General features: G+C 63.2%; 15 protein-coding genes and 3 tRNA genes. 14 read left to right on the top strand and 4 right to left on the bottom strand.

Translation table 11 applies throughout. The features are described from left to right. Positions 1–61: 61 nt before the first annotated feature. The 3 genes from UB48_RS06890 (at position 62) to UB48_RS06880 (ending at position 385) form a co-directional block, all read left to right on the top strand. Positions 62–137 (top strand) — tRNA-Glu (locus UB48_RS06890). A 5-nt stretch (positions 138–142) separates the two neighbouring features. Next, positions 143–218, top strand: a tRNA-Gly gene (locus UB48_RS06885). A gap of 91 nt (positions 219–309) precedes the next feature. Then, positions 310–385, top strand: a tRNA-Gly gene (locus UB48_RS06880). A gap of 103 nt (positions 386–488) precedes the next feature. Here UB48_RS06880 and UB48_RS06875 read toward each other — a convergent pair. Beyond that, entirely contained in the window at positions 489–896 is a 408-nt protein-coding gene (locus UB48_RS06875; protein ID WP_045195203.1) for a PA2817 family protein, read from the bottom strand. Positions 897–964: 68 nt separating this feature from the next. Continuing rightward, entirely contained in the window at positions 965–3,412 is a 2,448-nt protein-coding gene (locus UB48_RS06870; protein ID WP_045195201.1) for an acyl-CoA dehydrogenase, read from the bottom strand. A 183-nt stretch (positions 3,413–3,595) separates the two neighbouring features. Here UB48_RS06870 and UB48_RS06865 point away from each other — a divergent pair, with 183 nt between their 5' ends. From UB48_RS06865 to UB48_RS06855, 3 genes are all read left to right on the top strand, one after another. Beyond that, positions 3,596–4,219 carry a glutathione S-transferase gene (locus UB48_RS06865; RefSeq protein WP_045195199.1) on the top strand — a complete coding sequence of 208 codons (624 nt, stop codon included), beginning with the start codon at positions 3,596–3,598 and terminating at the stop codon, positions 4,217–4,219. 154 nt (positions 4,220–4,373) lie between these two features. Then, entirely contained in the window at positions 4,374–5,306 is a 933-nt protein-coding gene (locus UB48_RS06860; RefSeq protein ID WP_045195197.1) for an ABC transporter ATP-binding protein, read from the top strand. Continuing rightward, positions 5,303–6,082, top strand: coding sequence for an ABC transporter permease (locus UB48_RS06855; protein WP_045195195.1), 780 nt, complete (start codon positions 5,303–5,305; stop codon positions 6,080–6,082). Before UB48_RS06860 ends, UB48_RS06855 begins: the two co-directional genes overlap by 4 nt. Here the strand turns inward: UB48_RS06855 and UB48_RS06850 are convergent. Next, on the bottom strand, positions 6,050–6,592 hold the full coding sequence (locus tag UB48_RS06850) for a DUF2062 domain-containing protein (protein WP_045195193.1): 543 nt from the start codon (positions 6,590–6,592) through the stop codon (positions 6,050–6,052). The genes UB48_RS06855 and UB48_RS06850 overlap by 33 nt on opposite strands. Positions 6,593–6,735: 143 nt before the next feature. Here UB48_RS06850 and UB48_RS06845 point away from each other — a divergent pair, with 143 nt between their 5' ends. The 8 genes from UB48_RS06845 (at position 6,736) to murB (ending at position 13,567) form a co-directional block, all read left to right on the top strand. Continuing rightward, on the top strand, positions 6,736–8,958 hold the full coding sequence (locus UB48_RS06845; RefSeq protein ID WP_045195191.1) for a DNA internalization-related competence protein ComEC/Rec2: 2,223 nt from the start codon (positions 6,736–6,738) through the stop codon (positions 8,956–8,958). Between the two features lie 70 nt (positions 8,959–9,028). Continuing rightward, positions 9,029–9,664 carry a MotA/TolQ/ExbB proton channel family protein gene (locus UB48_RS06840; protein ID WP_176794233.1) on the top strand — a complete coding sequence of 212 codons (636 nt, stop codon included), beginning with the start codon at positions 9,029–9,031 and terminating at the stop codon, positions 9,662–9,664. Further along, positions 9,661–10,092: a biopolymer transporter ExbD gene (locus UB48_RS06835; protein WP_045195189.1), complete on the top strand. Its 432-nt coding sequence runs from the start codon at positions 9,661–9,663 to the stop codon at positions 10,090–10,092. Before UB48_RS06840 ends, UB48_RS06835 begins: the two co-directional genes overlap by 4 nt. After that, positions 10,092–11,102 (top strand): tetraacyldisaccharide 4'-kinase, encoded by a 1,011-nt coding sequence (gene lpxK, locus UB48_RS06830; protein WP_045195187.1) that lies wholly within the window; start codon positions 10,092–10,094, stop codon positions 11,100–11,102. Before UB48_RS06835 ends, lpxK begins: the two co-directional genes overlap by 1 nt. A gap of 38 nt (positions 11,103–11,140) precedes the next feature. Beyond that, positions 11,141–11,326, top strand: coding sequence for a Trm112 family protein (locus UB48_RS06825; RefSeq protein ID WP_038994143.1), 186 nt, complete (start codon positions 11,141–11,143; stop codon positions 11,324–11,326). Beyond that, positions 11,323–12,087 carry a 3-deoxy-manno-octulosonate cytidylyltransferase gene (gene kdsB / locus UB48_RS06820; RefSeq protein WP_045195184.1) on the top strand — a complete coding sequence of 255 codons (765 nt, stop codon included), beginning with the start codon at positions 11,323–11,325 and terminating at the stop codon, positions 12,085–12,087. The genes UB48_RS06825 and kdsB overlap by 4 nt, the downstream gene beginning before the upstream one ends. Continuing rightward, positions 12,087–12,551, top strand: coding sequence for a low molecular weight protein-tyrosine-phosphatase (locus tag UB48_RS06815; protein WP_045195182.1), 465 nt, complete (start codon positions 12,087–12,089; stop codon positions 12,549–12,551). Before kdsB ends, UB48_RS06815 begins: the two co-directional genes overlap by 1 nt. Continuing rightward, positions 12,548–13,567: a UDP-N-acetylmuramate dehydrogenase gene (gene murB / locus UB48_RS06810; protein WP_045195180.1), complete on the top strand. Its 1,020-nt coding sequence runs from the start codon at positions 12,548–12,550 to the stop codon at positions 13,565–13,567. The genes UB48_RS06815 and murB overlap by 4 nt, the downstream gene beginning before the upstream one ends. Before the next feature lie 833 nt (positions 13,568–14,400). On the opposite strand, the gene rne is transcribed toward murB, so the two are convergent. Then, positions 14,401–17,568, bottom strand: coding sequence for a ribonuclease E (rne, locus tag UB48_RS06805; RefSeq protein ID WP_045195178.1), 3,168 nt, complete (start codon positions 17,566–17,568; stop codon positions 14,401–14,403). Positions 17,569–18,170: the final 602 nt, after the last annotated feature.

The raw sequence follows: 18,170 nt of genomic DNA, 5'->3' as shown, positions 1-18,170 counted from the left end.
AGCGTCAGATCTTTATGGTTTGAGTTGGTAACTGAAGCATGCATTGCATGTTTCGGGCGTCGTCCCCTTCGTCTAGTGGCCTAGGACACCGCCCTTTCACGGCGGTAACAGGGGTTCGAGTCCCCTAGGGGACGCCATTTTTGCGGGAATAGCTCAGTTGGTAGAGCACGACCTTGCCAAGGTCGGGGTCGCGAGTTCGAGTCTCGTTTCCCGCTCCAAATATGGTGCTCCAGCGTTTGATTACGCTGTAGTGATGGAACAAGGGCGTCAGTGCTTGTTCTTGCCGGTCCGGCCGGTCGCTACAAATTTGCGGGAATAGCTCAGTTGGTAGAGCACGACCTTGCCAAGGTCGGGGTCGCGAGTTCGAGTCTCGTTTCCCGCTCCAAATAAAGAAACGCCGTTCGTTTGAACGGCGTTTTTTTTCGTCTCGATTTTATCCGCTGTCTGCGTGCGGCAGGGCTGTTGTCAGCCCTGCGCAGCTTCATCGCTTAATGCTTGCTGTCGTCGTCCGACATGCTCAGCAGCTGCTTTTCCTGGTTCCAGTCGAAGGGTTCATCATTCTGCTCGGCCTCGAAGCGGCGCTCTTCCAGTTCCTGGTACATGTCCAGTTCGTTCTCCGGCATGAAGTGCAGGCAGTCGCCGCCAAAGAACCACAGCAGGTCGCGCGGTACCAGGTGCGCGACCTGTGGATAACGCTGGATGACCTGGCACATCAGGTCCTGGCCAAGATAGGTGCTTTCCGGGTCGACGGGCAGTTGCAGCATCAGATCGTCGAAGCGCTCCAGAAACAACGCGTGGCTTTCTTCCGGCACCTGCTCGGCTTCGCCCAGGGCAACCAGGATGGTGCGCAGGTGGGTGAGCAGGGCGAGATGGTATTCCAGGCGATCGGTAGCCATGCAGGCAGTCCTCTTGAGCAAAAACGGGCGCGGGAGTATACGGCTCCCGGCGCCCGATGTCCCGGCCCTTAGCGAATCTTGCCGTCGGCCGGTAGCAGTTGCTCCTTGTCGAAGGCATCGACATCGATCACCCGCCGGCGTGCCGACTCAGCGGCATGCAGGCTTTGCGCTTCACTGGCTTGCAGCACGCCAGCGTGCAGCGCCGCGTCGATAATCGACTCGCCTGGCGCAGGGTCAACCTGGCCACTCTTGACGGCCTGGTGCAGTTTTTTACGCAGCGGCGCGCCGGCGCTGAGTAAATCGCAGGCCTGTTGCAGGGCGGCAACCGGATCGCCGTCCGTTTGCGGCCGATAACAACCGGCAAGCAGCTCCTCCAGCGCCGGGTCACCCTTGGCGCGGCCGATCAGTTCGGCAATCTCCGCGTCCAGTTCGTCGCTGGGCCCGGTATGCCGGCGGCCGAAGGGGAACACCACCAGGCGCAGGGCGCGACCGAGCAAGCGGTTGGGGAAGTTGTCGAGCAAGCGGTCCAGGGCTTTTTCGGCTTGGCCAAGGCTCTCCTCCAGGGCCCAACGCAGCAGCGGTTGCAGGTACTCGGGCGAATTCAGGTCGTGGTAACGCTTGAGCGCCGCCGAGCTGAGGTACAAATGACTGAGCACATCGCCCAGGCGCGCCGACAAACGCTCGCGACGCTTGAGTTCGCCGCCCAGGAGCATCATGCACAGGTCGGCGAGCAAGGCGAACGCCGCCGCCTGGCGATTGAGGGCGCGGAAGTAACCTTGGCTTAACGCGTCGCCCGGGACTTTCTCGAAATGGCCCAGGCCCAGGCCCAGCACCAAGGTACTGGCGGCGTTACCGACGGCAAAACCAATATGCTGCATCAGCAGGTGATCGAACTCCTTGAGCGCCTGGTCGTGGTCTTCGCGACCGGCCAGGGCCATTTCCTTGAGTACGAACGGATGGCAGCGAATCGCCCCCTGGCCGAAGATCATCAGGTTGCGCGAGAGGATGTTGGCGCCCTCGACGGTGATGAAGATCGGCGCGCCTTGCCAGTTGCGTCCCAGGTAGTTGTTCGGGCCCATGATGATGCCCTTGCCGCCGTGCACGTCCATGGCGTGCTGGATGCATTCGCGCCCGCGCTCGGTGAGGTGGTACTTGAGAATCGCCGACAGCACCGAGGGTTTTTCGCCCAGGTCCACGGCCTTGGCGGTGAGCAGTCGCGCACTGTCCATCAGGAAGGCGTTGCCGCCAATGCGCGCGAGAGATTCCTGGATACCTTCGAAGGCCGCCAGCGGCACGTTGAACTGCTCACGGATCTGCGCGTACTGGCCGGTCACCAGGCTGGTGTACTTGGCTGCACCAGTGCCCACGGCTGGCAAGGAAATCGAGCGGCCCACCGACAGGCAGTTCATCAGCATCATCCAGCCCTTGCCGAGCATGTCCTGGCCGCCGATGAGAAAGGCCAGCGGCACGAACACATCTTTGCCGCTGTTGGGGCCGTTCATGAACGCCGCGCCCAGGGGCAGGTGACGCTTGCCGATTTCGACGCCGGGGGTGTCGGTGGGAATCAGCGCGAGACTAATGCCCAGTTCTTCTTTATCGCCCAGCAGGTGTTCGGGGTCGTAGGCCTTGAAGGCAAGGCCGAGCAGGGTAGCGACCGGTCCGAGGGTGATGTAGCGCTTTTCCCAATTCAGGCGCAGGCCGATGACTTCCTCGCCTTGCCACTGGCCTTTGCAGATGATCCCGGTGTCGGGCATGGCGCCAGCATCGGAGCCGGCCAGCGGGCCGGTGAGGGCGAAGCAGGGGATCTCGTCGCCGCGGGCCAGGCGCGGCAGGTAGTGATTGCGCTGCTCGTCGGTGCCGTAGTGCAGCAGCAGTTCGGCCGGGCCGAGGGAGTTGGGCACCATCACGGTGGAAGCAAGGTCGCCGCTGCGGGTCGCCAGCTTCATTGCCACCTGCGAGTGGGCGTAGGCCGAAAAGCCCTTGCCGCCGTACTCCTTGGGAATGATCAGGGCGAAGAAGCCGTGGCTCTTGATGTGCTCCCAGGCCGCGGGGGGCAAATCCAGGTCCTGGCCAATTTGCCAGTCGCTGACCATGGCGCAGAGTTCTTCGGTGGGGCCGTTGATAAAGGCTTGTTCTTCTTCAGTGAGTTCGGCCTTGGAGTAGCCGAGCAGGGTGTTCCAGTCCGGTCGGCCGCTGAACAGCTCGCCGTCCCACCACACGGTGCCGGCGTCGATGGCTTCGCGTTCGGTCTGCGACATTGGCGGCAAGGTGCGCTGGAACCAGCCGAACAGGGGCGCGGTGAGCACTTTGCGGCGCAGGTCGGGGAGCAGCAGGGGCGCGGCGACGGCAGCCAGCAGCAGCCAGAAAATCGTCAGCAGCCAGCCTGGGGCGTGGCTGAAAATGCCCATCGCCAGCAGGTACAGGGCAACGATGCCCAACGCCGGCAAGGCGGCGATGCGACGGTGGGCCAGGTAGGCCACGCCGATCACCAGGACCACTAACCACAACAGCAACATAGGAATTCCTCCGTGAAACATCGGGGCATTTCGCCATCCATCGAAGCTTAGACCGCATCGGCTAAACGGCTTGTCTGAACAGTGACAGGACATGACCTCAGGAGTTCGCCTGCACGCCAAACGATTGCCAGCGCGAGCGCCTGGAGTAGACTGGGCGACCAGCCAAATCATCAGGGAAACGACATGCTCAAGATCTGGGGCAGGAAGAATTCGTCGAATGTCAGGAAAGCACTGTGGTGCGCCGCAGAGCTTGGTCTTGAGTATGAGTCGATCGATGCCGGTGGCGCCTTCGGCCTGGTCAACGAGCCGCAGTACCGGGCGCTGAACCCCAACGGCCTGGTGCCGATGATCGAGGACGACGGCCTGGTGCTGTGGGAGTCCAATGCCATTGTGCGCTACCTGTCGGCGCAGTACGGCTGCGAGTCGGGCTGGTATGAGCAGGACGCACGCAAGCGTGCCGAGGCCGACAAGTGGATGGACTGGGTTACTTCCTCCCTGGCCACGCCGTTCCGGCCGTTGTTCTGGGGCATCCTGCGCACGCCTGCCGATCAGCAGGACTGGGTGGCAATCAATGCCGCACACAAGACCTGCGCGCAGTTGCTGTCGATTGCCGACCAGGCCCTGGCGCACCAGCCGTATTTGTCTGGCGACAAGCTGGGCATGGGCGATATCCCCCTGGGCTGCTTTGCCTACGCCTGGTTCGAGATGCCCATCGAGCGCCCCGAGATGCGCCACCTGCGCGCCTGGTATGAGCGCCTGCAAGAGCGTCCGGCCTATCAGACGGCGGTGATGACGGCGCTGACCTGATTGACGGTTACCGGGAAAGTGCGGTCAAGCTGATAGTTAATATCGATACACATGACTGTACTTGTCTGGTCTGCACAAGCACCATGCTCCTATTCACTGCGGCTGGCCTCGCCCGGCCGCGTCTAGAACCTTCCACACTGGTACGCGACCCGCTATGAGTTCTGCTCTGTCCATAAGGCAGCTAACCAAAACCTACGGCAACGGTTTCCAGGCCCTCAAGGGCATTGACCTGGATGTCGCCGAAGGTGACTTCTTCGCCTTGCTCGGCCCCAACGGTGCCGGCAAATCCACCACCATCGGCATCCTCTCGACCCTGGTCAACAAGACCAGCGGCAGCGTCAACATCTTTGGTCACGACCTCGATCGCCAGCCCGCCGCGCTCAAGCGCTGCATCGGCGTGGTGCCGCAGGAGTTCAACTTCAACCAGTTTGAAAAGACCTTCGACATTGTCGTCACCCAGGCCGGTTACTACGGTATCCCGGCCAAGGTCGCCAAGGAGCGGGCCGAGCAGTACCTGACCCAGTTGGGCCTGTGGGACAAGCGCGATGTGCCGTCGCGCTCGCTGTCGGGCGGCATGAAACGCCGCCTGATGATCGCCCGCGCGCTGATCCACGAGCCGCGCCTGCTGATCCTCGACGAGCCGACCGCGGGTGTGGATATCGAGCTGCGCCGGTCGATGTGGAGCTTTTTGACCGAGCTCAACCAGAAAGGCATCACCATCATCCTCACCACCCATTACCTGGAAGAGGCTGAGCAGTTGTGCCGCCACATCGGCATCATCGACCACGGCACCATCGTCGAGAACACCAGCATGCGCGCCTTGCTGAGCAAGCTGCATGTCGAGACCTTCCTGCTCGACCTCAAGCAGGACCTGCCCCAGGCGCCAAACCTGGTCGGCTATCCGTGCCGCTTGATCACCCCGCACACCCTGGAAGTGCAAGTTGACAAGGAAGTGGGCATTACTGCGCTGTTCGGCCAGCTGGCGCTGCAGAACATCGAGGTGCAGAGCCTGCGCAACAAGACCAATCGTCTCGAGGAGCTGTTCGTGTCCCTGGTTGAGAAAAACCTGGCAAAGGTGGCGGTATGAGTTCGGAACTGAGCGCCAACCTGGTCGCCCTCAATACCATCGTCTACCGCGAAGTACGCCGTTTTACCCGGATCTGGCCGCAGACCCTGCTGCCCCCGGCGATCACCATGGTTTTGTACTTCGTGATTTTCGGTAACCTGATCGGCCGGCAGATCGGCGACATGGGCGGCTTCACCTACATGGAGTACATCGTCCCGGGGCTGATCATGATGTCGGTGATCACCAACTCCTACGGCAACGTGGTCTCGAGCTTCTTCGGCAGCAAGTTCCAGCGTTCGATCGAGGAACTGATGGTGTCGCCGGTGTCGCCGCATACCATCCTCGTCGGCTACACCCTGGGCGGCGTGTTGCGCGGCTTGGCGGTAGGGGTAATCGTCACCTTGCTGTCGCTGTTCTTCACCGACCTGCAGGTTCATCACCTGGGCGTGACCATTGTCGTGGTGCTGCTGACGGCGACAATCTTCTCGCTGCTGGGCTTCATCAACGCCGTGTTCGCCCGCAACTTCGATGACATCTCGATCATCCCGACCTTCGTGTTGACGCCGCTGACCTACCTGGGCGGGGTGTTCTACTCGATTACCCTGTTGCCGCCGTTCTGGCAGACCGTGTCGATGGCCAACCCGGTATTGCACATGGTCAACTCGTTCCGCTACGGCATTCTCGGCGTGTCGGACATCCGCATCGGCGTCGCCATCAGCTTCATGCTGGTCGCCACGGCAGTGCTGTATATCGGCTGCGCGCGGTTACTGGTCAGTGGGCGAGGAATGCGCACCTGATTGTTTGACCTTGCGCCGGCGCCACTGCCTGCCGACCCACCAGCGCCAGTAGAGCATGGTCAGGCAGTAGGCGAGGGCGCCGAGCAGCACGCCACACACCACTGAGCCGAGCAGGAACGGCTGCCACAGGGTCGACAGCTGGTCGGTGATCCACTCGAAGGTCAGTTCTTCAGGCAGGGTGCGTGGCGGGATCTGCATCAGCCAGGCGCCCATCTGGTAGGTGCAGAAGAACACCGGCGGCATGGTGATCGGGTTGGTCAGCCACACCAGGCTGACCGCGATCGGCATGTTGCCGCGGACCATGATCGCCAGGCTTGCGGCCAGCAGCATTTGCATCGGAATCGGAATGAAAGCGGCGAACAGGCCGACAGCCATGGCGCGCGCAACCGAATGCCGGTTGAGGTGCCAGAGGTTGGGGTCGTGCAACAGCCGGCCGAGAAAGCGTAAGGATTTGTGTTCCCTGATGCTGGTCGGATCGGGCATGTAGCGTTTGAAGAGACGACGCGGCATGTGGGGTCTCGGCAATCTGAAGGGTGCCAGTATGCACGGATTCTAAAAGTGCCTTATTCAGACTTTGTGACAATTATTTAGCGAGCGGTTGCCGTCACTGATCTAAGCCTCAGGGGGTGGTTTACTTCTGGAGCTTCACGCTTATGCGCACAGGGATGTTGGCGCTTGCACTCGGGCTGCTCAGCCTCGGGTTCCTGCCGGCTTTGCCGCCCGTCTGGACACTTGTCCTGCTGATAGTTGCCGGGCTTTGCTGCCTGCCTACGCGGCTGTGGCCCGCCGGGCTGTTTCTGCTGGGCTTGAGCTGGGCCTGTGTCTCGGCGCAATGGGCGTTGGATGAGCGCCTGGCGGCGCAGTTCGATGGCCGTACCCTGTGGATAGAGGGCCGGGTTACTGGTTTGCCGGAGCAGGGTGCGCGCTCGGTGAGGTTCGAGTTGAGCGATGCCGAGTCGCGCCGGGGGCAATTGCCAAGGCGCATGCAGCTCAGCTGGTTCGGCGGCCCGGCGGTCAACAGCGGTGAATACTGGCGTTTGGCAGTCAGCCTCAAGCGCCCCGCAGGCTTGCTCAATCCTCACGGCCCGGACCAGGAGGCCAGTTTGTTGGCCCGGCGCATCGGCGCCACCGGCAGCGTCAAGGCCGGCGAGCGGCTGCTGCCGGCAACGGCGGCCTGGCGGGATGATCTGCGCCAACGCTTGCTCAGCGTTGATGCCCAGGGCCGGGAGGCGGCGCTGGTGGCCTTGATACTCGGCGATGGCGGTGCTCTGGCGCGCCAGGACTGGCAAGCGCTGCAGGCCACCGGCACGGTGCACTTGCTGGTGATTTCCGGCCAGCATATTGGCCTGTTGGCCGGGCTGGTATACGCCTTGATTGCCGGGCTGGCGCGCCTGGGCTGGTGGCCGCAACGGCTATCCTGGCTGCCTTGGGCCTGTGCGCTGGCCTTTGCCGCAGCACTGGCCTATGGCTTGCTGGCCGGGTTTCAGGTGCCGGTGCAGCGCGCCTGCATGATGCTGGCCATGGTGCTGCTCTGGCGCCTGCGCTTTCGTCACCTGGGTGTCGGGCTGCCGTTGTTGCTGGCGCTCGATGCAGTGCTGCTGTGGGAACCATTGGCCAGCTTGCAGCCGGGCTTCTGGCTGTCGTTCATGGCCGTGGCCATTCTGATCTTCACCTTCAGCGGTCGCCTTGGCGCCTGGAACCCCTGGCTGGCCTGGAGTCGCGCCCAGTGGTTGATCGCCATCGGCTTGTTGCCGGTGCTGCTGGCGCAAGGGTTGCCGGTGAGCCTGACGGCGCCGCTGATCAATCTGCTGGCAGTGCCGTGGATCAGCCTTGCGGTGTTGCCAATGGCGTTGCTCGGCACTGTGTTGCTGCCGGTGCCGGTTCTGGGGGAAGGCTTGCTGTGGCTTGCCGGCGGCCTGCTCGACGGTTTGTTTCGCTTGCTGGCGCATGTGGCGGTTTGGCAACCGGCCTGGATGCCAGAACCATTGCCGTTCTGGGCCTGGTTGCTGGTGTGCCTGGGGGCATTGCTGGTGTTGTTGCCGCGCGGCATACCGATGCGGGTGCTGGGCTGGCCATTGTTGCTGTTGGCGGTGTTTGCGCCCCGGGAGCGCGTTCCGCAGGGGCAGGTAGAGGTCTGGCAGCTGGATGTCGGCCAGGGGCTGGCCTTTGTGCTGCGCACCCGGCACCACGCCATGTTGTATGACGCCGGCCCGGCCATGGGCGATTTCGATCTGGGCGAGCGGGTAGTGCTTCCCAGCTTGCGCAAGCTGGGGGTAAGCAAGCTCGACCTGATGTTGCTCAGCCACGCCGACGCCGATCACGCCGGGGGCGCCCGCGCCGTGCAGCGCGGGTTGCCGGTGCTGCGGGTGCAGGCTGGTGAGGCTGCGGCCTTGCCTGAAGTGCTGCAAGCGCAGCCGTGCAGCAGCGGCGAACGCTGGCAGTGGGACGGGGTGAATTTTTCACTGTGGCAGTGGCAGGATGCTGGCGACAGCAACCAGGATTCCTGTGTGCTGCTGGTCGAGGCAAACGGCGAAAAACTGCTGCTCACCGGCGATCTCGATGCCCGTGGCGAACGGGCCTGGGCGCGGGGCTGGCAGGCGACCACGGTCGACTGGCTGCAATCGCCCCATCACGGCAGTCGCAGCTCCTCCAGCGAGGCCTTGTTAAAGGCTGCTAGCCCGCGCGGCGTGCTGATTTCGCGCGGGCGCTACAACGCCTTCGGGCATCCGCACCCGGAGGTCATGGCGCGCTATCGGACGCACGGTATTCAGGCCTATGACAATGTCGACCACGGTGCCTTGCGCCTGCGCCTGGGTGTGTTCGGCGAGCCTGAGGGGTTGCGTGCCCAGCGGCGTTTCTGGCGTGAACCGAGATGACGACCTTCGGCAGATGAGCCCCCTGGGGTCCTATGGTAAAGTGGCGGACTTTTTCGAGGGGATGCTTACTGTGTGGGAATTGGTCAAGTCCGGTGGCTGGATGATGCTGCCGATCATTCTGAGTTCCATCGCTGCCATGGCGATCGTCGCCGAGCGTCTCTGGACCTTGCGCGCCAGCCGGGTCACGCCACCGCACCTGCTGGGCCAGGTGTGGATGTGGATCAAGGACAAACAGCTCACCAGTGACAAGCTCAAGGCCCTGCGCGCCGATTCGCCGCTGGGCGAGATCCTTGCCGCAGGCCTGGCCAACTCGCGCCATGGCCGCGAAATCATGAAGGAATGCATCGAAGAGGCCGCAGCGCGTGTCATTCACGAGCTGGAGCGCTACATCAACGCCCTGGGCACCATCGCCGCCATGGCGCCGCTGCTGGGCTTGCTCGGCACCGTGCTGGGCATGATCGACATCTTCAGCGCCTTCATGGGTACCGGCATGACCACCAATGCCGCAGTGCTCGCCGGCGGTATCTCCAAGGCACTGATCACCACCGCGGCCGGCCTGATGGTCGGTATTCCGTCGGTGTTCTTCCACCGTTTCCTGCAGCGTCGTATCGACGAGCTGGTGGTCGGTATGGAGCAGGAAGCGATCAAGCTGGTCGAAGTGGTGCAGGGCGACCGTGATGTCGACCTGGCCGAGGGCAAGGCGTGAAATTCCGGCGCAAGCCACGGGAGACCGTGGACATCAACCTGGCCTCGCTGATCGACGTGGTGTTCATCCTGCTGCTGTTTTTCGTGGTCACCACCACCTTCACTCGCGAAACCCAGTTGCGTGTCGAGCTGCCGGAGTCGGTCAGCGGCGCGCCGGCACCGGATTCGGAGCTCAAGCAACTGGACATCACCATCAGCGCCGACGGCGTCTATTCGGTGAACAACCACCTGTTGCCCAAGAGCGACCTGGCGACCCTCATTGAAGCCCTGCAGCAGGAATCCGCAGGGGACACCAAACTGCCGTTGTCGATCAGCGCCGACGGCAAGACCCCGCACCAGGCGGTGGTGACTGCCATGGATGCGGCCGGCAAGCTCGGTTTCAGCCAGTTGCGCATGACCACGGTCGAGGCGGCTCAGGGGACGCCCTGATGGCCTTTGCCGATCGTCTGCTCGATGCCTGGTACGCCGGGCATCCGGCCCTGGCGCTGCTGCGTCCGCTCGAAGCCCTCTATCGTCGCGTGGTGCTGGGCAAGCGCGCGCGCTTTCTCAGTGGCGAGAGCCGCAGCTACCGCGCGCCGGTGCCGGTCATCGTGGTGGGCAACATCACCGTCGGCGGCACCGGCAAGACACCGATGATCCTCTGGTTGATCGAGCATTGCCGCCAGCAGGGCCTGCGTGTCGGCGTGGTCAGCCGTGGCTATGGCGCCAGGCCGCCACAGTTGCCGTGGCGCGTGCGTGCCGAGCAAAGCGCGGCTGAGGCGGGTGATGAACCTTTGCTGATCGTCCAGCGCAGCGGCGTGCCGCTGATGATCGACCCGGACCGTTCGCGTGCGGTTCAGGCATTGCTGGCCAGCGAGCCGCTGGACCTGATCCTGTGTGACGACGGCATGCAACATTACCGCCTGGCCCGCGACCTGGAGCTGGTACTGATCGATGCCGCCCGTGGCCTGGGTAACCGCCGCTGCCTGCCGGCCGGCCCCCTGCGCGAGCCGGTGGAACGCCTGCAGGACGTCGACGCGGTGCTTTACAACGGCGCCACGACCGACCGCGAAGACGGTTTTGCCTTTGCCCTGCAACCTACTGCACTGGTCAACCTGCGCAGTGGCGAGCGCCGTGGCCTCGACTTCTTTGAGCCAGGCCAGGCCGTGCACGCGGTGGCCGGCATTGGCAACCCGCAACGTTTCTTCAATACCTTGCAGGGGCTAAACTGGCGACCTGTGCCACACCCTTTTGCCGATCATGCCCAATACAGCGCCCAGGCCCTGAGCTTCAGCCCTGCGCTGCCCCTGGTCATGACCGAGAAGGACGCGGTCAAATGCCGCGCCTTCGCTGCCGACGACTGGTGGTACCTTGCGGTCGATGCTGTGCCTTCGCCGGCCTTCAAGGCCTGGCTCGACACACAGCTTGCACGCTTGCTGCCCGGGTCGCGGCCCTCCTGATTCGTTTCTTTTTCCGGCCACTGGCCTGAGGAATTTCCATGGACACCAAACTGCTCGATATCCTTGCCTGCCCGATCTGCAAGGGCCCGCTCAAGCTCAGCGCCGACAAGACCGAGCTGATCAGCAAGGGCGCGGGTCTGGCCTATCCAATCCGCGACGGTATCCCGGTGATGCTCGAAAGCGAAGCCCGTACCCTGACCGATGACGAGCGTCTGGACAAATGAGCCTGGCCTTTACCGTTGTGATTCCGGCGCGGCTGCGCTCCACGCGCTTGCCCGGCAAGCCGTTGCTGCCGATTGCCGGCAAGCCGATGATCCAGCACGTCTGGGAACAGGCTCGCAAAAGCAGCGCCAACCGTGTGGTAATCGCCACCGACGACGCGGATATCTTCAAGGCCTGCGAGGCCTTTGGCGCTGAAGTGCTGATGACCCGCGAAGACCATGACTCCGGTACCGACCGTTTGGCTGAAGTCGCCGCCAAGCTGGGCCTGGCTGCCGATGCCATCGTGGTCAACGTGCAGGGTGACGAGCCGCTGATTCCGCCGGTGATCATCGATCAGGTGGCGGCCAACCTGGCGGCCCATCCCGAGGCCGGCATCGCCACCCTGGCCGAGCCGATCAGTGACGTCGAAGCGCTGTTCAATCCCAATGCGGTCAAGGTGGTCAGCGATTGCAATGGCCTGGCCCTGACGTTCAGCCGCGCACCGTTGCCCTGGGCGCGGGATGCCTTTGCCCAGAACCGTGAGCAGATGCCGCAAGGCGTGCCGTACCGTCGCCACATCGGCATGTACGCCTATCGCGCCGGCTTCTTGCAGGACTTCGTCGCCTGGGGCCCGTGCTGGCTGGAGAAGACCGAATCGCTGGAGCAGTTGCGGGCGCTCTGGCATGGCGTGCGTATTCACGTTGCCGATGCCATCGATGCGCCGCCCGTGGGCGTCGATACCCCTGAAGACCTGGAGCGCGTACGGCGCTTGCTGGAGGCCTGATGCGGGTTTTGTTCGTGTGCCTGGGCAATATCTGCCGCTCGCCTACCGCCGAAGGCGTGCTGCGTCAGCAATTGCGCGCCGAAGGCCTGGCCGAACTGGTCGAAGTGGCGTCGGCTGGCACTGGCGACTGGCATGTCGGCAAGCAGCCTGATGCGCGCACCTGCCGCACCGCGCGCATTCGTGGCTATGACTTGTCGCAGCAGCGTGCGCAGCAAATCAAGGCCGCGCACTTCAATGACTACGACCTGATCCTGGCTATGGACAAGAGCAATCTTGGCCATCTGCAGGGCATGCGCCCGGCCACGGCCAAAGCCGAGCTGGACCTGTTCCTGCGCCGCTATGACGGCGCGCTGGATGAGGTGCCGGATCCTTACTACGGCGCCGAGGAGGATTTCGAACAGGTCCTCGACCTGATCGAAATCGCCTGCAGCCGTTTGGTCACCGAACTCAAGGGTCGTCTATGAGCGGGCAGTGGCAGCAACAAGTTTCGCTCAAGCCATTTAACACCTTCGGTATCGACGTTAAGGCCCAGTTTTTCACTGAAGCCCACAACGACGAAGAGGCTCGTCAGGCCTTGGCCCAGGCGGCTGATCAGGGAGTACCGGTGCTGGTGGTGGGAGGCGGTAGCAACTTGTTGCTGACTGCCGATATCCAGGCGCTGGTGCTGCGCATGGCCAGCCGTGGCCTGCGCATCTTGTCTGACGATGGTGAGCGGGTGGTGGTCGAGGCCGAAGCTGGCGAACCCTGGCACCCGTTTGTGCAATGGAGTCTGGCCCAAGGCCTGGCCGGGCTTGAGAACCTCAGCCTGATTCCGGGTACGGTCGGCGCCGCGCCGATGCAGAACATTGGCGCCTATGGCGTCGAGATCAAGGACGTGTTCGCCGGGCTCACCGCACTGGATCGCCAGACGGGCAAGCTGCGCGACTTCAGCCTGCAAGAGTGCGCCTTCGCCTACCGCGACAGCCTGTTCAAGCGCAATCCTGGGCGCTGGTTGATCCTGCGGGTGCGCTTTGCCTTGAGCCGGCTCATGCATGCCCACCTGGATTACGGTCCGGTGCGCCAGCGCCTGAACGAGCAAGGCATCAGCCAGCCGACTGCGCAAAATGTCAGTGATGCGATTTGCAGCATCCGCCGGGAAAAACTGCCTGACCCGGTCGAGCTGGGCAATGCCGGAAGTTTCTTCAAGAACCCGGTGGTGGCAGCTGTGCTGGCCGACAAGATCCGTTTGCAGTATCCGGGGCTGGTGGCTTATCCACAGGCTGATGGCCAGTTCAAGCTGGCTGCCGGCTGGCTGATCGAACAGGCGGGCTGGAAGGGCCATCGCGAAGGCGATGCCGGGGTGCACCGATTGCAGTCGCTGGTGCTGGTCAACTATGGCCAGGCCACCGGTGTGCAGTTGCATCAGCTGGCGCAGAAGATCCAGGCCGATATCCTCGAGCGTTTCGGGGTTGAGCTGGAGATGGAGCCAAACCTTTATTAACCGCTCCCAACGGCAATAAAAAAGGCTCTTCACGGAATCCCGGGTTGGGATGTTGAGGCTGCGAGTTTATCCATTTAGTGTGGGGCTGCTGCTGGCCCCTTCCGCCTTTACGGCGGCCTACTTTTCTCTTGGGAAGAAGTAGGCAAAACCGCTTGCTCCTGCATACGGCCCTACGCTGCGCTTCGGGTCCCCTCGCTACGGCACCTTCCGGGGCATCGCGGCCTACGACTTGCTTCGCAAGTCTACATCTCGCGTCTTCGGCTGCCGCCGAAGGTGCTGCGCACCGCCCCTACAGGCACCTACGCTCGGCCTCCTGAAGTCGCTTTTCGCGGCGTCTGGAAGTGCGTGCATGAATATCAAGATCAAGTTGGTGCTCGTTTTATCAGCGGGCTGTCCCGCTCCTGCGTCAGCATGGCTTCGCCAACATCTGCTTTCGCAGATACGTCAGTGCAGGCGCCGCCCGTAACTTCGCGACTTCAGGAGGCTGAGCGTAGGTGTCTGGAGGGGGCTGGTGCGCAGCACCCTTCGGCCTGAGCCGAAGTCGCGAGATGTAGACTTGGCGTAGCAAGTCGTAGGCCGCGATGCCCCTGGAAGGCACCGTAGCGAAGGAACCCGGAGCGCAGCGTAGGGCCGTATGCTGGAGCGAGCGGTTTTGGTTACTTTTGCCAAGAACAAAAGGGACCCGCCGTAAGGGCGGAAGGGGCCAACAGCGGCGCCACACCGAATGGATAAGCCCGCAACCCAACCCAAGAATCATAGCCCCCGGGATTCCGTGAAGAACCATAAAAAAGCCCCGCCAGTCACCTGGCGGGGCTTTTTTTCAGCCTGGAAGATCAGACGAGCGGTTTGTGCTCTTCTTTCTCTTCAACCACTTCTTCAGCCGGTGCAGCAGGCGCCTCTTCAGCGACTACAGCAGCGCTGGCTTCGGCGGCGGCCACTGCAGCAGCGGCTGCGGCAGCTTCGGCTTCACGCTTGCGACGGCGTACTTCACGTGGGTCGTTCGGTGCGCGACCGTTGCTGGTCAGAGCACTGGCAGGAGCTTCAACCGCTGGCTCTTCAACCGCTGCAGGCTCGGCAACTACTGGCGCAGGCGCTTCGACCACTTCAGCAACGACTACCGGTTCGGCCACTACAGGTGTCTGGACTTCAGGCGCTGGCTCGACCGCAGCAACCGGCTCGACCACTTCAGCCGGGGCAGCAACAGGGGCTTCGATAACCGGCGCGATGCTGGTTTCTACGGCTTCTGCTGCTTCGACCGGGGCAGTGAAGGGCTGTTCGACAACCGGCGCGGCAGCGACTTCAGCGACCTGGGCAGTTTCTACCACTTCGGTTGCTTCAGTTGCTTGAACCACTTCGGCGACTTCAGCCGCTTCAACTACTGGCTGAGTTGCTTCGACGACGGTTTCGCTGGCCGCGACTTCAACAACCGCCTGCTCTTCGACAGTAGCGGTGGCGCGTTCAGCCTGCTGGTTGGCTTGGGCTTCGGCAGCGGCGCTGATGTTGCTGGTGGCAACAGCGGCGGTCACGGCCAGGCCTGCGGCCAGTTCAGCACCCAGTTCGCTGGCTTGAGGCTGCTCGTCGCTGCCGTCTTCCGAACCTTCTACCAGGTTACCGTTGGCATCGCGTTGACGCTCACGACGGTTGCTGCGACGACGCTGGCCACGGGAGCGGCGGCGAGGGCGTTCGCCTTCGGTACCTTCCTGGTTGTCATCCTGCAGCAGCTCTTCGTTCGGCAGTTGCTCTTCAGCAGCGTCGGCAGCCTGTTCGGCCGGGCGCGGCTGGCGTTCTTCACGCGGTGGGCGCGGGGCGCGCTCTTCGCGTGGGGCACGCTCTTCACGCGGTGCACGTTCTTCGCGCGGTGCGCGCTCTTCACGTGGGGCGCGTTCTTCGCGTGGAGCACGTTCTTCACGAGGCTGGCGCTCTTCACGTGGGGCGCGCTCAGGGCGTTCTTCACGGACCGCCGGGGTAGCAGCGTCCAGCGGCTCGCGCAGTTCGCGGACCGGACGCTCTTCACGGGAGCGGCGCTCTTCACGTGGGGCGCGAGCTTGACGCTCTTCGCGCGGCTGGCGTGGTGCACGTTCTTCGCGGGCCGGTGCTTCTTCGCGGGCTTCGCGAGGCTGACGCTCTTCACGCGGGGCGCGCTCGGCACGCTCTTCACGCGGCTTGCGGTCTTCGTCGCGACGGCCGTTGCGGTTGCGGCTCTGCTGGCGACCGTTGCGGCGCTCTTCGTTGCGCTGCGGGCGTTCGGTGGCGGGCTTCTCGGCAACCACAGGGGCGGCGGCAGGCTCGTCCTTGCCGGCGAACAGGCTGACCAGCGACTTCACCAGGCCTTTGAACAGGCTTGGCTCAGGAGCGTGGACTGGAGCAGCCACTGGCGCGGCAGCTTCGGCAGGTACTGGAGCGTTGGCGCGGGCCGGAGCGGTCTTGACCGCAGCTTCCTGGCGCACCAGGGTGCGGGTAGCGGCAGTCGGCTGGACTTCTTCGGTCTCGGCGGCGGCGATTTCGTAGCTGGACTGGCTGCTCAGGGCTTCCGGGCTGTCGTCGCGCAGGCGCTGGACTTCGAAATGCGGGGTTTCCAGGTGGTCGTTCGGCAGGATGACGATACGCGCCCGGGTGCGCAGCTCGATCTTGGTGATCGAATTGCGTTTCTCGTTGAGCAGGAAGGCGGCAACCGGAATCGGCACTTGCGCGCGGACTTCGGCGGTGCGGTCTTTCAGGGCTTCTTCTTCGATCAGGCGCAGGATGGCCAGCGACAGCGATTCGACGTCACGGATGATGCCGGTGCCGCTGCAGCGTGGGCAGACGATGCCGCTGCTTTCGCCCAGCGAAGGACGCAGGCGCTGACGGGACATTTCCAGCAGGCCGAAGCGCGAGATGCGCCCAACCTGTACGCGGGCACGGTCGGCTTCCAGGCATTCGCGGACTTTTTCTTCCACGGCGCGCTGGTTCTTGGCCGGGGTCATGTCGATGAAGTCGATCACGATCAGGCCGCCGATATCACGCAGGCGCAGCTGGCGGGCGATTTCTTCAGCCGCTTCCAGGTTGGTCTGCAGGGCGGTTTCCTCGATGTCGCTGCCTTTGGTGGCGCGCGCCGAGTTGATGTCGATGGAGACCAGGGCCTCGGTCGGGTCGATAACGATCGAGCCGCCGGACGGCAGGTCGACGACGCGCTGGAAGGCGGTCTCGATCTGGCTTTCGATCTGGAAGCGGTTGAACAGCGGCACGCTGTCTTCATACAGCTTGATCTTGCTGGCGTACTGCGGCATGACCTGGCGGATGAAGGTCAGGGCTTCTTCCTGGGCGTCGATGCTGTCGATCAGTACTTCGCCGATGTCCTGACGCAGGTAGTCACGGATGGCGCGGATGATGACGTTGCTTTCCTGGTAGATCAGGAATGGCGCGGCGCGGTCCTGGGAAGCTTCCTTGATCGCGGTCCACAGCTGCAGCAGGTAGTCGAGGTCCCACTGCATTTCTTCGCTGCTGCGGCCAAGGCCGGCAGTGCGCACGATCAGGCCCATGTCGGCAGGGGCGACCAGGCCGTTGAGGGCTTCGCGCAGTTCGTTGCGCTCTTCGCCTTCGATACGACGGGAGATGCCGCCGGCACGCGGGTTGTTCGGCATCAGCACCAGGTAGCGACCGGCCAGGCTGATGAAGGTGGTCAGGGCGGCGCCCTTGTTGCCGCGCTCTTCTTTCTCGACCTGGACGATGACTTCCTGGCCTTCGCTGAGCACTTCCTTGATGTTCACCCGGCCTTCGGGCGACTTCTTGAAGTATTCGCGGGAGATTTCCTTCAGCGGCAGGAAGCCGTGACGCTCGGAGCCGAAGTCGACGAAAGCGGCTTCCAGGCTAGGTTCGATCCGGGTGATCCGGCCTTTGTAGATGTTGGCCTTCTTCTGCTCACGCGCGCCGGACTCGATGTCCAGGTCGTAGAGACGTTGGCCGTCCACCAGAGCTACACGCAACTCTTCGGGTTGAGTCGCGTTAATCAGCATTCTTTTCATGTAATACCGTCGGTTTCCGGGCTGCCGGAAACGGCGTTCGGCACACACGACTTCTCACGGTCGGTGTCAGGTGCGCAAGGGGTGGCGGGCCACCCCCGTGTCCAGCAACTTTCGAGTCCGACTGGTCACCCAGTACTGCCGAAGTCGCGACGACGCGTCCTGCTTGCTGTGGTGTCAAATGCACTCAGTCAGGAGGAGGAATCAGCCTTCGGCCGTGGACGCCCGTGGGGCATCTTGATCAAGACCGGGTCCGGTCGCCTGGCCAATAGGCCGGTGGACTGGACGCAGTACTACACGGTCCGACGGTTGTGCATCTCCACCCTACACGTATCCCTGATAATTCGGGTGCTGCCGCGCGCTGAATCCGCAACGGGTTGCATTTTCGCCAGCTCCATACGGGAGCCCGCGCCTTTTATGTCCAAGGCTGGTATTTCCGAAGCCGTCGCCATGACTGCGTGAAATTGACGGCACTGACAGAGTGGCAGCGAAAAAAACGTGGGGGAGGGTGAAATACCGCTCTTGTAGTTTTTTATCGGTCTTCTCTGCACGGCGCTGGTGGCGATTCCAGGCATTTCTGTAAACTGGCGAAAGCCCCGTCGGAC

The organism is Pseudomonas sp. 2(2015) (genome assembly GCF_000955865.1).
Taxonomy (GTDB): Bacteria; Pseudomonadota; Gammaproteobacteria; order Pseudomonadales; family Pseudomonadaceae; genus Aquipseudomonas.
This window is presented reverse-complemented; position numbering and strand designations above follow the sequence as displayed.

Coding starts and splice junctions, on each gene's coding strand:
- UB48_RS06875 (WP_045195203.1), bottom strand. CDS start 896: ATGGCTACCGATCGCCTGGAATACCATCTCGCCCTGCTCACCCACCTG.
- UB48_RS06870 (WP_045195201.1), bottom strand. CDS start 3,412: ATGTTGCTGTTGTGGTTAGTGGTCCTGGTGATCGGCGTGGCCTACCTG.
- UB48_RS06865 (WP_045195199.1), top strand. CDS start 3,596: ATGCTCAAGATCTGGGGCAGGAAGAATTCGTCGAATGTCAGGAAAGCA.
- UB48_RS06860 (WP_045195197.1), top strand. CDS start 4,374: ATGAGTTCTGCTCTGTCCATAAGGCAGCTAACCAAAACCTACGGCAAC.
- UB48_RS06855 (WP_045195195.1), top strand. CDS start 5,303: ATGAGTTCGGAACTGAGCGCCAACCTGGTCGCCCTCAATACCATCGTC.
- UB48_RS06850 (WP_045195193.1), bottom strand. CDS start 6,592: ATGCCGCGTCGTCTCTTCAAACGCTACATGCCCGATCCGACCAGCATC.
- UB48_RS06845 (WP_045195191.1), top strand. CDS start 6,736: ATGCGCACAGGGATGTTGGCGCTTGCACTCGGGCTGCTCAGCCTCGGG.
- lpxK (WP_045195187.1), top strand. CDS start 10,092: ATGGCCTTTGCCGATCGTCTGCTCGATGCCTGGTACGCCGGGCATCCG.
- UB48_RS06825 (WP_038994143.1), top strand. CDS start 11,141: ATGGACACCAAACTGCTCGATATCCTTGCCTGCCCGATCTGCAAGGGC.
- kdsB (WP_045195184.1), top strand. CDS start 11,323: ATGAGCCTGGCCTTTACCGTTGTGATTCCGGCGCGGCTGCGCTCCACG.
- UB48_RS06815 (WP_045195182.1), top strand. CDS start 12,087: ATGCGGGTTTTGTTCGTGTGCCTGGGCAATATCTGCCGCTCGCCTACC.
- murB (WP_045195180.1), top strand. CDS start 12,548: ATGAGCGGGCAGTGGCAGCAACAAGTTTCGCTCAAGCCATTTAACACC.
- rne (WP_045195178.1), bottom strand. CDS start 17,568: ATGAAAAGAATGCTGATTAACGCGACTCAACCCGAAGAGTTGCGTGTA.